9 protein-coding genes are annotated in these 13,645 nt (G+C 62.7%); 1 reads left to right on the forward strand and 8 read right to left on the reverse strand.

The annotated features are described in order from the left end of the window. Window positions 1–215: 215 nt before the first annotated feature. From BM317_RS19865 to glnE, 8 genes are all read right to left on the reverse strand, one after another. Window positions 216–1,670: a lipopolysaccharide kinase InaA family protein gene (locus BM317_RS19865; protein WP_092475826.1), complete on the reverse strand. Its 1,455-nt coding sequence runs from the start codon at window positions 1,668–1,670 to the stop codon at window positions 216–218. Beyond that, complete coding sequence (locus BM317_RS19870) at window positions 1,670–2,422, reverse strand: lipopolysaccharide kinase InaA family protein (RefSeq protein ID WP_092175931.1); 753 nt, start codon at window positions 2,420–2,422, stop codon at window positions 1,670–1,672. Before BM317_RS19870 ends, BM317_RS19865 begins: the two co-directional genes overlap by 1 nt. Further along, window positions 2,419–3,153: a lipopolysaccharide kinase InaA family protein gene (locus BM317_RS19875; RefSeq protein WP_092475829.1), complete on the reverse strand. Its 735-nt coding sequence runs from the start codon at window positions 3,151–3,153 to the stop codon at window positions 2,419–2,421. Before BM317_RS19875 ends, BM317_RS19870 begins: the two co-directional genes overlap by 4 nt. Next, the gene (gene rfaP, locus BM317_RS19880; protein ID WP_092475832.1) at window positions 3,153–3,959 is read right to left on the reverse strand and encodes a lipopolysaccharide core heptose(I) kinase RfaP; all 807 of its coding nucleotides are present in this window, start codon (window positions 3,957–3,959) and stop codon (window positions 3,153–3,155) included. The genes BM317_RS19875 and rfaP overlap by 1 nt, the downstream gene beginning before the upstream one ends. Then, complete coding sequence (locus BM317_RS19885; RefSeq protein WP_092175919.1) at window positions 3,956–5,080, reverse strand: glycosyltransferase family 4 protein; 1,125 nt, start codon at window positions 5,078–5,080, stop codon at window positions 3,956–3,958. The genes rfaP and BM317_RS19885 overlap by 4 nt, the downstream gene beginning before the upstream one ends. Beyond that, on the reverse strand, window positions 5,080–6,138 hold the full coding sequence (gene waaC / locus BM317_RS19890; RefSeq protein ID WP_092175915.1) for a lipopolysaccharide heptosyltransferase I: 1,059 nt from the start codon (window positions 6,136–6,138) through the stop codon (window positions 5,080–5,082). Before waaC ends, BM317_RS19885 begins: the two co-directional genes overlap by 1 nt. A gap of 1 nt (window position 6,139) precedes the next feature. Then, window positions 6,140–7,174, reverse strand: a complete 1,035-nt coding sequence (gene waaF, locus BM317_RS19895; RefSeq protein WP_092175911.1) for a lipopolysaccharide heptosyltransferase II — start codon at window positions 7,172–7,174, stop codon at window positions 6,140–6,142. A gap of 481 nt (window positions 7,175–7,655) precedes the next feature. Then, entirely contained in the window at window positions 7,656–10,607 is a 2,952-nt protein-coding gene (gene glnE / locus BM317_RS19900; RefSeq protein WP_092475835.1) for a bifunctional [glutamate--ammonia ligase]-adenylyl-L-tyrosine phosphorylase/[glutamate--ammonia-ligase] adenylyltransferase, read from the reverse strand. Window positions 10,608–10,989: 382 nt separating this feature from the next. Here glnE and aceE point away from each other — a divergent pair, with 382 nt between their 5' ends. Next, window positions 10,990–13,635, forward strand: a complete 2,646-nt coding sequence (gene aceE, locus BM317_RS19905) for a pyruvate dehydrogenase (acetyl-transferring), homodimeric type (RefSeq protein ID WP_060739476.1) — start codon at window positions 10,990–10,992, stop codon at window positions 13,633–13,635. Window positions 13,636–13,645 lie beyond the last annotated feature (10 nt).

The raw sequence follows: 13,645 nt of genomic DNA on the forward strand, positions 1-13,645 counted from the left end.
TTGGGGCGTATTGTTTAGAGGGACCACGGCAAGCCGGCTCCTGGGACTTGTGGCGAGGGGATTTATCCCCGCTGGGTTGCGCAGCGACCCCAAAACCAGTTGGACGCAATCAACCTGCCCCCCCTGGGCGGTCGATTTGGGGCTGCTTGGCAGCCCAACGGGGATAAATCCCCTCGCCACAAAGGCTGTATCCGACTGCCGAAGTACGTTGCTCGCTAGGACGAGGTGCTATCGACCGTTTTGGGCACCCGCTGATCGATCACCCGATACAACGCACTGTCCTGCGGCCAATTACGCATGAACCGCGCCCGATCCCGGGCGTAGGCCGGGGCGAAGCTGGCCTGGGTGCGGTGCTGGCACATCGAGTCGAGGTCGATCAGCGCCCAGCGGTCGTGCTGCCAGAACAGGTTATGGCCCTTGAAGTCGCCATGGCTGATGCGCTCGCGGATCAGGTCGGCGAACAAGCGATCCAGCGCCAGCAACTCGGCTTCGGGGGCTTCACCGCTCTGCACGTAAGGGCCGAAGCGCTCGATGATGTCCGGCCCCGAGAGGTGCTCGGTGACCAGGTAGGCGCCACGGCGCAGCCACAGGAAACGCTTTTCCAGCAAGGCCAGTGGCTTGGGCGTGGCAATGCCAAGGAAGGCCAGGCGATGGCCTTCGCGCCAGGAATGCCAGGCCCGGCTCGGGCGCCAGAAGCGCTTGAGCCAGTGGGCGAAGCTCTTGATGTTGTAGCGTTTTATCACCAAGGTGCGACCGTTCGCCTCGACTTTGCCGACGCTGGCCGCGCCGCCGGTCTTGTACACATGGCCCAGGTCGAGCAGCGCATCGGCCTGCTCCAGCACCGGCGTCATGGCCGCTTCTTCATCGCGCCGGATCGCCCGCAAACCGAACGCCCCGCGCTGTACGCTGAACAGGCTGCATTCGCGCCCGACTTTTTCGAGGAAGTCCTTCAGGCGCCAGGCCTGCACCTTGTCGATCTGCTTTTGCAGCGCCTCCATGGGTAGCGCGTGTTCGGCGTTGCCCAGCAGGTAATACACCAACAGCTCTTCATTGAACGGCTGGAGGGCTTTGGGAAGCTGGGCGAAAAACACCCCCAGGTTTTCCAGGACTTTCTGCCGCGACAACGGTTGCCCCGGGGTTTCGGCGCGGATGCCGGCACCGTCGATCAAGTAGAGCTTGCCATCGTGGCGCAGCAGATTGTCCAGGTGCAGGTCTTCCTGCCACAGGCCTTTGCCGTGCAGTTGCGCAATGGCGCCCAGGGCTTCGGCCAGCACCGCCGTCTGTTCGTCGGCCAGCAACGGCAGCTGTTCGACCCGTTGCCAGGCATCCCCCAGGCTCTCGGCGCCTTCGAGCAATTCGAACAACAACCAGCCGCCTTCAGCCTCGTTCAAGCCATCGGCGAGCAGCAGCGGCGTCGTCAGCCCTTGCTCCGCCAGCAAGCGCACGCCTTGCAGTTCCCGCTGGAAGTGCCGGGCAGCCTTGCTGCCCACCAACAATTTGGCCAGCACCGGCCGACCTCGCCAGATGCCCGCCCCGACATAGCGCTGCCCCGGCAATACTCGCAACAGCGAGAGCAACTGCAATTTCGCCGGGCCGGCGGCGTCGGCCAGCTCCAGGCTCAATGGCAGGCTGGGGCTGCGACCGGCATTCTTCAATTCGGACAAATGCATCAACGGGCTCCCTTGTGGCTGCGCCGGGCACTCAGGCGCTCCATCCAGCTGTCGACCAGCGCGGCGTCGAGCGGTTGAGCCAGATAGACAGACAACAGCTGGCGTACATCGGCCTCGCTCCAGATGGACGCGCGCCGCAACAACGGCTCCAGGTCCTTGACCCGATCACGCTGACCAAACAGCAGCGGCCGGGTCTTTTCCAAATCGATCAATTGCGCTTGATACCCGTCGGCGGTGGCTTGCAGAAAGATATGCTTGGGATAGAAGCAACCGTGCACCTGATGCATGCCGTGCAGGCGCCGCGCCAATTGCCCGCAGGCGTCGAGGACGGTGGTGCGCTGCGTCGCCGTCAGGCTCGGCCAGCGTTGCAACAGCGAGTCCAGGTCGTCCCAGCCATCCAGGGCCCGGGTCAGCAGGATCGCCCGCACCTCGCCTTCCACCTTGCGCTGACCATAGAACACCGCTTGCAGGGCCGGAATCCCCAGCTGCCGATAACGGCTGATGTTGCGAAACTCCCGGGAAAAACTCGGCTCGCCAAAAGGGTGGGACCATGTCCGGGTCAGGTAATTGCTTTGACGCTTGAGGTAATAACCCTGCCCGTCCAGCTCCAGCCGGAACACGCTGCTCCAGCCATCGCCCGAGGTGTTGGGTTCGTCCACCGCATCCAGTTGCCGCGCCCACAGGGCCTCGAAGCTGTCCAGGCCATGGCGTTGCAACAACGCTCGGTCTTCAGCGGCCAGAAAGTCAGTCATTCACGCCCCTCGAAAAATCTCACCACGTGACGGATACGTTTCTTGTCACACGCATCGAGCCGGTCGCGCTGGCGGTATTGCAGGTAAAAACGCAGGCGCTGCGTGGCCGACAAATGGTATTTGGCCACTTTATCCAGGCACGCCAAGTCCTTGGTGATGCGGTACTTGAGCCAGAAACCACGCCAGAAGTCCCCGTTCGGGCAGTCGATCAGAAACAACCGTGAGCGGTCGTCGATCAGCAGGTTGCGCCACTTCAGATCGTTATGGGTGAAGCGGTGGTCGTGCATGGTCCGCGTGTAGCCGGCCAGTTGCCGGCTGACATGATCGACCCAGGCACGGTCCGCCAGCCGCGAATCGTGACGCTCGGCGAGCGCCGAGAGGTCTTCGGTGTGGGGCAGTTCACGGGTGATCAGCGCACCACGGGCATAGGTCGCACCGTTTCGCTCCAAGCCCCAGCCCACGACTTCGGCGGTGGGGATGCCCCATTTGGCAAAGCGCTTGAGGTTCTGCCATTCGGACTTGACCCGTGGCTTGCCCAGGTAGCGCCGCAAGCCTTTGCCGGCACCGACGTAGCGCTTGACGTAATAGTTCACGCCGTTGCGCTGTACCCGGATCACCTCTGACAACGGGTCACGGGTCAAACGCTCCCCTTGCAACGCGAACACCGCCTCAAGGCTGCCAAAATCCTCCGTCAGCTCGACGTATTCCGGCTCCAGATTCCAACCCGACATCAGAGCGCGTCCCCGTACCGCTGCTTGCGGGCATACAGCTTGCCGGCCTTGTCTTCGAGCCAGGCCAGCAACGAAGCCTCTTCGGCGAGGATCCGCCGCAGCGGCTGCTGGAAATACCCCTTGAGAAAACGCAGCTTGTCGCGGCGGGTCAGGCCAATGTCCAGCGCCGAGAAATACAGCGCCGCCAGGTCCTTGTTGCGCCAGCGAGTGGTGATGGCGGGACGGGTCTGGGCGCGGTGCAGGTCGATCACCGAGAGTTTGAAATCCCCAGGGGTCACCGGCTTGTCGGTGTGCAGCAGAAAGTGGCAGATATAGCAGTCGCGATGATTGACGCCGGCGCGGTGCATCATGCCGGTCATGCGTGCCACTTCGGCGATCAGCGCACGCTTGAGCGTCGGTTGTGGCGGCTGCTTGACCCAGTCGATGCTGAAATCTTCGAGGCTGACGGTCGGCGCCAGCTCTTCGGTGATGATGAACGAGTGCTGGTCCGCCGGGTTGCTGCCCTTCTCGCCGTAGGCGACAGCGGTCATGGTCGGCACGCCGGCTTCCTGCAAACGCTGGATAGCCTTCCACTCCTGCCCTGCACCGAGGACCGGCAGCTTGGCGGTGAACAAGTTCTTGAAGATCTCGCCCCAACCGATGCCACGGTGGATCTTCACGAAAAAGCCGCGACCGTCCACCTCCGTGCGCAAGGTGCGCCGGGCTTCCAGTTCACGATAGACCTCGCCCTTGAGCGCTTCGACTTCGGTGAACGCATCGCGCCCGGCCCAAAGGCTCTTGAACGGTTCGGCCAGCATCAACTTCATTGTGCGTGCTCCGCCAATATCACATCGGCCGCGTGCTGCGGCATGCTGTAGAGGTCGGCCGTCTCGGCGAAGGCCAGACCATTGCGGCTCCAGGCCGCCCGGGCATCGGCATCGTTCAACATGCGGCCCAGGTATTCGTTGAGCTGGGCTTGTTCGAACGGCTCATCCAACACCAGGCCACTGTCGGCCTCGGCGATGTAATGGGCGTACCCACACACCGCGCTGACCAGTACCGGCAACCCGGCCACCAGTGCTTCGAGCAGTACGGTGCCGGTGTTCTCGTTGTACGCCGGATGGATCAACAGATCGGCGCCCAGCAGGAAACGCGGGATGTCGCTGCGGCCCTTGAGGAACCGCACGTTGTCGCCCAGCCCCAGCGCGGCGCTCTGCAGTTGGAATACCTTGGGGTCGTCCTGGCCAATTACAAATAGCCGGGTGCGTTTTCGCAGCTCGGCTGGCAACGCGGCCAAGGCCTTGAGGCTGCGATCCACTCCCTTGGTCTTGAACCCGGAGCCAATCTGCACCAGCAGCAGGTCGTCGTCGGCCAGCTCGAATTCGGCCCGGAAGGCGGCGCGAATCTGATCGGCATCGGCGGGCCGGCGGCGGTCCTGGGCGATGCCTGGTGGCAGCAGGTGAAAGCGTTCCAGCGGTGTGTCGTAGTGCTTGATGAACAGCGGCTGCTGGACCTCGGAAATCATCAGTACGTCGGTTTTTGCATCCTTGGCGAACACGGCCCGCTCGTACTCGGCGAAATGCCGGTAGCGGCCCCAGCGCCGGTACAGCGAGTTGCGCAGGTTCTGCGCCTTGTCTTCGAAACAGCCGTCGGCGGCGTAGTACACGTCCAGGCCGGGCATTTTGTTGAAGCCGATCAAACGGTCCACCGGGCGCTTGGCCAGGTCGGCCTCCATCCACGCGCTGAGTTTCTCGTTGCGGCGATGATTGAACAGCGCCTTGACCGGCGCCACCAGCACCTCGAAGCCGGGCGGCACGTCACCTTCCCAAATCAGCGTGTAGACACGGATCTGGTGACCGCGTCGCTGGCATTCCAGGGCGATGCGCATGAAGTCACGCTGCAGGCCACCGAAGGGGAAGTACTTGTAAAGGACAAAAGCCAATTGCATCAGCGCGGCTCCTCAGCCAATAACGTGCTCAGGTGGCTGGCAACACGCTCGGGGTTCAGACGCGTGAAGCACAGGGGCTGCTCGCGTTTCAGGTCAAACCGCCGGGCATCTTCGGCGGTCGGCGGATAAGTGCAATGTTTCTGCATGCATGGTGCGCAAGGGAAATCACTGGCGAGGTGAATCTGGCCCTTGCCATAGGCACCGGTCAGCACCGGGTTGGTCGGGCCGAGCAGCGAAATGGTCGGCACGTCCAGGGCCGCGGCCAGATGCCCGAGGCCGGTATCCACGGCCACGCAGGCCTGGGCGCCGGCAAGTACCTTGCCCATGCCGCCGAGGTTCAGCTTCGGCAGTACCAAGGCGTTGCGCAGCCCGCTGGCGATGCGTTCGGCCCGGGCCTTTTCGGCCGGGTTGCCCCACGGCAGTTTGACGACCACGCCGAACTGCCCCATGCGCTCAGTGAGCTGGCGCCAGTAAAGTTCGGGCCAATGCTTGGACTCCCAGGTGGTGCCGTGCAGGAACACCACGTAGGGGTATGGGCGTGGCAACTCCACCAGCCGGTCGACATCGAGGCCATAGTTACCCAGCGTCTGCGGCAAGTCATACCCCAGCGCCACGGCAAACAGCTGGCGCACGCGCTCGACCGCATGCTGCCCACGGGCCACCGCCAGGCGTCGGGAATAAAAGCGCGCCGCCAGGGGCTCACGCGCCGAGTTTTTATCCAGACCGGCCACTGGCGCCTTGACGTAACGGGTCAGCCAGGCGCTTTTCAGCAGGCCCTGGGCGTCAATCACCAAGTCATATTTTTCGGCGCGCACGCTCTGCTTGAAGCGTCGCCATTCGCCGCTCTTGATGGTTTGCCAGAGGTTCTTGCGCCATCGCCGGATCGCCACCGCAATGACCTTGCCCACGGCCGGGTGCCAGGTGGGGATTTCGGCGAAGCCTTCTTCCACCACCCAATCGAACTTGATGCCCGGAATCGCCCGTGCCGCATCGGTCAGCGCCGGCAGGGTGTGGACCACATCCCCCAGCGAAGAGGTCTTGATCAGCAATACCCGCAAGTTACCGAACCTCCACGGGGGTGCCCTGCAAACGCTCCAGGGCCTCGTTCACCGACGGAGGCATGAGCTGGCGCAGGCAATTGTAATGGCCGAAACGGCAGGTGCGGTCGAAGCACGGGCTGCATTCGATGCCCAGGCGCACGACTTCGACCTGGTCGGCCAGCGGTGGCGTGAAGCCTGGCGAGGTGGAACCGTAGACCGCCACCAACGGACGGTTAAGGGCTGCGGCCACATGCATCAGGCCCGAGTCGTTGGACACCACCGAATCGGCGCAGGACAACAGGTCGATGGCCTCGGCCAGGGACGTGTCGCCACTGAGATTCACCGACTCTTCCCGAAGGCCCGGGATCAACCGCGAGCGGATGTCCTCGCCCACGGGGTGATCTTTTTTCGAGCCGAACAGCCAGACTTGCCAGCCTTCGCGAATCTTCGCCTCGGCCACCTGGGCGTAATGCTCCGCCGGCCAGCGCTTGGATTCGCCGAACTCGGCCCCCGGACACAGGGCCAGCACCGGACGGTCCAGGCTCAGGCCGAACTTGGCCAGCGCTGCGCCACGGGTCACCGGGTCGATCCGCAGGCTCGGCCGCGGATACGGTTTGGGCAACTCGGCCTCCGGCGCGTAGGCCAGGGCCATGAAACGTTCGATCATCAGCGGGTAACGGTCTTTATCCAGGGCGCGCACGTCGTTGAGCAGGCCGTAGCGAAACTCGCCACGCCAACCGGTGCGCTTGGCAATACCGGCAAAGAACGGTACCAACGCCGATTTCAACGAATTGGGTAACAGGATCGCCTGGTCGTACTGACCGGCCAGGGATTTGCCGATGCGTCGACGGGTCGCCAGTTCCAGCACGCCGTGGCCGAGCGGAAAGCTCAAGGCCTTGCGCACTTCGGGCATGCGCTCCAGGATCGGCCGGCTCCACTCCGGGGCCAGGACGTCGATTTCGCACTGCGGATGACGCTGTTTCAGGCACTGGAACAGTGTCTGCGCCATTACCATGTCACCGACCCAACTGGGCCCAACGATCAGAATATTCATGTGCTTTCCAAAAACGATACGGGGAGGCCTACGCCTCCCCGCCTCGAGAATCACTGTGGCTTAGGTCGTTGCCTGTTGCCCTAATCTACAACACACCGCCAATCTACTGTGGGAGCGAGCCTGCTCGCGATCAGGCCTGCCCATTCAACATCCATGTCGCCTGACATTCCGCCTTCGCGAGCAAGCCCGCTCCCACAGGGGGCCTGCATAGGTTTCAAGTACCGTGCAGCACCACAAATCCACTGTGGGAGCGAGCTTGCTCGCGATCAGGCCTGCCCATTCAACATCCATGTCGCCTGACACTCCGCTATCGCGAGCAAGCTCGCTCCCACAAGGGGCCTGCATAGGTTTCAAGTACCGTGCAGCACCACAAATCCACTGTGGGAGCGAGCCTGCTCGCGATCAGGCCTGCCCATTCAACATCAATGTCGCCTGACACTCCGCTATCGCGAGCAAGCTCGCTCCCACATTACTTGAAGCTTCAGCTCAGCCCCAGTTCCCGCCAGATCCTCAATACCTGCCGACGCTCATCCACGAACTGGTCGCCTGCAATCACCCCGGCATCTTTCTGCAAGGCCTGGCGGTGGGCGGCGGAGCGGTAGGCTTTGTAGGCTTCGCGCAACAGCGTGGCATCTTCGGCCGGCATCAACCCGAGCTCTTGCAACCCGTCCAGGATGCGGATGTTATCGGTGTAGCGCACCAGCGATGGATGCTCTTGGGACCACGCCAGGGCCGCGTATTGCACCATAAATTCAATATCGACGATACCTCCGGCATCCTGCTTGAGGTCGAAGGGCGCCGTGGCCTCGAAGGCATTCGCCGCAGTCCCGGCGGCGGTGGTCTTGCTGCCAAGGTTGTCGCGCATCTTGGCGCGCATCTCACTGACTTCCTGGCGTAGCGTCGGCAAGTCACGCTTGCGTCCCAGTATCTGGACCCGGACCTCCTCGAACGCTTGGCCCACATCCTGGCTGCCCACCAGCACACGGGCTCGCACCAGCGCCTGATGCTCCCAGGTCCAGGCTTCGCTCTCCTGATAACGGGCAAACGCCCCAAGGGAGCTGACCAGCAGCCCCGACGCCCCGGAAGGCCGCAGACGCATGTCCACTTCATATAGCTGCCCGGAGTTGGTCTGGGCCGTCAGCAGGTGAATGATCCGCTGACCGAGCCGGGTAAAGAACTGCGCGCCGTCGATGGGTTTCGGGCCGTCGGTTTCCGCCTGCGGGTCGCCATCGTGGATGAACACCAGGTCCAGGTCGGAACCATGCCCCAATTCCAGGCCACCGACTTTCCCATAACCGACAATAATGAAGCCCGGATCGCACAGGCTGCCGTCGGTGCGCAGTGGCACGCCGTGCTTGGCGGCCGTCTGGCGCCAGGCCAGGGCCAGCACTTGCTCGAGAATCGCCTCGGCCAGCCAGGTCAGGTAATCGCTGACCTTCATCAGCGGCAGGCTGCCGGCGATTTCCGAAGCCGCCACCCGCAGGCGGTGCGCCAGCTTGAAATGCCGCAACGCCTCCATTTGCTGCTCCAGGTCATCCTCGGGAATGCGCGTCAGGCGCTCACGCAACTCCGCGGCCAACTCCGGTGCCAGGGGCGGCTTGAACAGCCGACCTTCGTTGAGCAGCTCATCGAGCAGCAACGGAAAACGGGTGATTTGCTCAGCAATCCACGGGCTCGCCGCGCACAGCGTCAGCAAGCGCCGCAGGGCACCGGGGTTTTCCGTCAACAACACCAGGTAGGCCGAACGGCGAGCCACGGCCTCCACCAAGGGCAGTACCCGCTCCAGCACCAGGTCCGGATCGGCATGCTCCACAGCCTGGGCCAGCAGGCGTGGAATGAACGCATCCAGGCGCTCGCGCCCCAAGCGTTGCATGGCGCGCAACTGCGGGCTGGCGCGCAGGGCGGCCAGGGCCTTGAGGGCTTTGGGCGCATCGGCGAAGCCGCCCTCTTCCAACTGACGGCACGCCGCCCCTTCATCCTGGCTGTCTTCCCACAACGGCAACCATTCGCCGCCCACCACCACTTCGCTTTCGCCGCCCTCGTCTTCATCCGGGTCGGCGATGACCTGGCCGAAATGCCAGGCCACGCGTCCGCGCCAATACATCAACTGCTCATGAAAGGCCGACCAGTCGGCGAACCCCAGCATGAATGCAATGCGTGCCTGATCCTGCGGGCTGTCCGGGAGCATCTGGGTCTGGCGGTCGGCGATGGCCTGGATCGCATGCTCGGTATAGCGCAGGAACTCATAGCCCTGGCGCAGCTCGTCGATCACCTTGGCCGGCAGGTAGCCCTGGCCCTCCAGGGTGCTCAACACTTTGAGCAACGGGCGCTGCTGCAAGCTCAAGTCCCGACCGCCATGGATCAGTTGGAACGCCTGGGCAATGAACTCCACCTCGCGAATACCGCCCGAGCCCAGCTTGATGTTGTCGGCCATGCCCTTGCGCCGCACCTCCTGCTGGATCAGTTGCTTCATGGTGCGCAGCGCTTCGATGGCGGAAAAATCCAGGTAACGCCGATAGACGAACGGGCGCAGCATGTCGAGCAATTGCGCGCCGGCCACCTGGTCGCCCGCCACCACCCGCGCCTTGATCATGGCGTAGCGCTCCCAGTCGCGGCCCTGGTCCTGGTAATACTGCTCCAGGGCATTGAAGCTCAACACCAGCGCACCCGCCGAACCGTAGGGGCGCAGGCGCATGTCGACGCGGAACACGAAGCCGTCGACGGTCATCGGGTCCAGGGCCTTGATCAGGCGCTGGCCAACGCGGATGAAAAATTCCTGGTTATCCAGCGGCCGCTTGACGCCCACGGTTTCGCCGCCCTCGGGGTAGGCGAAGATCAGGTCGATGTCCGACGACAGGTTCAGCTCCACGGCACCCAGCTTGCCCATGCCCAGGATGACCATCTGCTGCGGCTCGCCGCTGCGCCGTCCGGTGGGCGTACCGAATTGCTGGCTGAGGCGCTGGTACAACCAGTGGTAAGCCTGGTCGATGCAGGTGTCGGCCATGTCTGAAAGATCGCGACAGGTCTGGACCAGATCGGCCTGACGGTTCAGGTCGCGCCAGATGATCCGTACCTGCTGGCGGGTACGCTGGCGGCGCAGGACGCGCCCCAGTTCGTCTTCGGTTTCGGCGGCCAGCACGGCGGCGGCAATCTGCGCGCGCATTTCACCGGGCGCCAGGCTGCGGTCCAGTTCGCCGCTGCGTACCAGCTCCAGCAGCATCGCCGGGTCACGGACACTCTGCTCGATGACAAAGTCGCTGGCGGCGGCAATACGGCTGAACGCTTCCCAGCGTTGCGGGGTCCAGGCCGAAAGCCCGCGATCGTCGTCGAGGGAGGCGACCGCCGCACGGAACGACTGCTCGGCACGGCTGACCAATGACTGGAGAATGGCCGGTACCATTTCCGGTATTGGGGCAAGCGAAGGCAGGCTCATGGTCTATCCTTGATCGGCGCGGGAGAGGCTGGATGTAGTGTTTTTTCACAAGACACTACCTGATCGACTGTCGAACAAAGATGATAAATAGCTGAAAATCTGATTTTATTGGCAGCCGGCATCAAGTTTTTACCTGTTCGTGTTGGCTAAAGACCAACGGTAACGATTATTCTCACAACGAAATGAGGGGCCATACGCCGCTCATGTGTAGTTTTACTACTCGTCTATACATTCGAAAGGCTGAAACGGCCGACGATTTGTAGTAAAACTACACGCCGCCGAAACAACCTTCGGCAATCCAAGAATTTATATCGTCTGCCCACAAGGCCAGTCGCAAACTCAGGCAACCGATTCTGGTAGCCTTTCCGCCCTGGAGCAAGCCATGCAAGACCTCGATCCCGTCGAAACCCAGGAATGGCTGGACGCCCTGGAATCGGTTCTCGACAAAGAAGGCGAAGACCGTGCTCATTATCTGATGACCCGTATGGGCGAACTCGCGACCCGCAGCGGCTCGCAACTGCCCTACGCCATCACCACGCCGTACCGCAACACGATCCCCGTTACCCACGAAGCACGCATGCCTGGCGACCTGTTCATGGAACGCCGCATTCGCTCGCTGGTACGCTGGAACGCGTTGGCCATGGTCATGCGTACCAACCTGAAAGATTCTGACCTGGGCGGTCACATCTCCAGCTTCGCCTCCAGCGCGACGCTGTATGACATCGGCTTCAACTACTTCTTCCAGGCCCCGACCGACGAACACGGCGGCGACCTGATCTACTTCCAGGGTCACGCATCGCCAGGCGTCTACGCCCGTGCGTTCATGGAAGGCCGCATCACCGAAGACCAGATGAACAACTTCCGCCAGGAAGTGGACGGCAACGGCCTGTCCTCGTACCCGCACCCTTGGCTGATGCCGGACTTCTGGCAGTTCCCGACCGTGTCCATGGGCCTGGGCCCGATCCAGGCGATCTACCAGGCGCGCTTCATGAAGTACCTGGAAGCCCGCGGTTTCATCCAGCCAGGCAAGCAGAAAGTCTGGTGCTTCATGGGCGACGGCGAGTGCGACGAGCCGGAATCCCTGGGCGCGATCTCCCTGGCCGGCCGCGAGAAGCTGGACAACCTGATCTTCGTCATCAACTGCAACCTGCAGCGCCTCGACGGCCCGGTTCGCGGCAACGCCAAGATCATCCAGGAACTCGAAGGCGTGTTTCGTGGTGCCCAGTGGAACGTCAACAAAGTCATCTGGGGCCGTTTCTGGGACCCACTGCTGGCCAAGGACGTCGACGGCATCCTGCAACGCCGCATGGACGAAGTCATCGACGGCGAGTACCAGAACTACAAGGCCAAGGACGGCGCGTTCGTCCGCGAGCACTTCTTCAACTCGCCTGAACTCAAGGCGATGGTTGCCGATCTGTCCGACGACGAGATCTGGAAACTCAACCGTGGCGGCCACGACCCGTACAAGGTCTACGCGGCATACCACCAGGCGGTCAATCACAAAGAACAGCCGACCGTCATCCTGGCCAAGACCATCAAGGGTTATGGCACCGGTGCCGGCGAAGCGAAGAACACTGCGCACAACACCAAGAAAGTCGATGTCGACAGCCTGAAGCTGTTCCGCGACCGCTTCGACATTCCGGTCAAGGACAGCGAGCTGGAAAACCTGCCGTTCTTCAAGCCCGAAGAAGGCAGCGCCGAAGCCCGTTACCTGGCCGAGCGCCGTGCCGCACTGGGCGGTTTCGTGCCCCAGCGCCGCGCCAAGAGCTTCAGCGTCCCGACCCCGCCACTGGAGACCCTCAAGGCGATCCTGGACGGTTCGGGCGACCGTGAAATCTCCACCACCATGGCCTTCGTGCGGATCCTCGCGCAATTGGTCAAGGACAAGGAAATCGGCCAGCGCATCGTCCCGATCATCCCGGACGAAGCCCGTACCTTCGGTATGGAAGGCATGTTCCGTCAGTTGGGCATCTACTCGTCCGTCGGCCAGCTCTACGAGCCAGTCGATAAAGACCAGGTGATGTTCTACCGCGAAGACAAGAAGGGCCAGATCCTCGAAGAAGGCATCAACGAAGCGGGCGCCATGAGCTCCTTCATTGCCGCCGGTACTTCGTACTCCAGCCACAACCAGCCGATGCTGCCGTTCTACATCTTCTACTCGATGTTCGGCTTCCAGCGTATCGGCGACCTGGCCTGGGCCGCTGGCGACAGCCGTACCCGTGGCTTCCTGATCGGCGGTACCGCCGGCCGCACCACCCTCAACGGTGAAGGCCTGCAGCACGAAGACGGCCACAGCCACATGCTGGCCGGGACCATCCCGAACTGCCGCACCTATGATCCGACCTACGGCTACGAGCTGGCGGTGATCATCCAGGACGGCATGAAGAAAATGACCGAAGAGCAACAGGACGTCTTCTACTACATCACCGTGATGAACGAGTCCTACCAGCAGCCAGCCATGCCGGCCGGTGTCGAGGCAGGCATCGTCAAGGGCATGTACCTGCTGGAGGAAGACACCCGCGAAGCGGCGCACCACGTCCAGTTGATGGGCTCGGGCACCATCCTGCGCGAAGTGCGTGAAGCCGCGAAGATCCTGCGTGAAGAGTTCAACGTCGGTGCCGACGTCTGGAGCGTCACCAGCTTCAACGAACTGCGTCGCGACGGCCTGGCCGTAGAGCGCAGCAACCGCCTGCACCCTGGCCAGAAGCCAAAGCTGAGCTACGTCGAAGAGTGCCTGAACGGCCGCAAAGGTCCGGTCATCGCCTCTACCGACTACATGAAGCTGTTCGCCGAGCAGATCCGCCAGTGGGTTCCTTCCAAGGAATTCAAAGTGCTGGGCACCGACGGTTTCGGCCGTAGCGACAGCCGCAAGAAGCTGCGTCACTTCTTCGAAGTCGACCGTAAGTTCGTTGTGTTGGCAGCCCTGGAAGCCCTGGCTGACCGCGGCGATATCGAACCTAAAGTGGTGGCCGAAGCCATCGCCAAGTTCGGCATCGATCCGGAAAAACGCAACCCACTGGACTGCTGAGGAGAATTTT

This window comes from Pseudomonas sp. NFACC24-1, from assembly GCF_900115235.1.
GTDB classification, from domain to species: domain Bacteria; phylum Pseudomonadota; class Gammaproteobacteria; order Pseudomonadales; family Pseudomonadaceae; genus Aquipseudomonas; species Aquipseudomonas fluorescens_AA.

Coding starts and splice junctions, on each gene's coding strand:
- aceE (WP_060739476.1), top strand. CDS start 10,990: ATGCAAGACCTCGATCCCGTCGAAACCCAGGAATGGCTGGACGCCCTG.
- glnE (WP_092475835.1), bottom strand. CDS start 10,607: ATGAGCCTGCCTTCGCTTGCCCCAATACCGGAAATGGTACCGGCCATT.
- BM317_RS19885 (WP_092175919.1), bottom strand. CDS start 5,080: ATGCAATTGGCTTTTGTCCTTTACAAGTACTTCCCCTTCGGTGGCCTG.
- BM317_RS19865 (WP_092475826.1), bottom strand. CDS start 1,670: ATGCATTTGTCCGAATTGAAGAATGCCGGTCGCAGCCCCAGCCTGCCA.
- BM317_RS19870 (WP_092175931.1), bottom strand. CDS start 2,422: ATGACTGACTTTCTGGCCGCTGAAGACCGAGCGTTGTTGCAACGCCAT.
- rfaP (WP_092475832.1), bottom strand. CDS start 3,959: ATGAAGTTGATGCTGGCCGAACCGTTCAAGAGCCTTTGGGCCGGGCGC.
- BM317_RS19875 (WP_092475829.1), bottom strand. CDS start 3,153: ATGTCGGGTTGGAATCTGGAGCCGGAATACGTCGAGCTGACGGAGGAT.
- waaF (WP_092175911.1), bottom strand. CDS start 7,174: ATGAATATTCTGATCGTTGGGCCCAGTTGGGTCGGTGACATGGTAATG.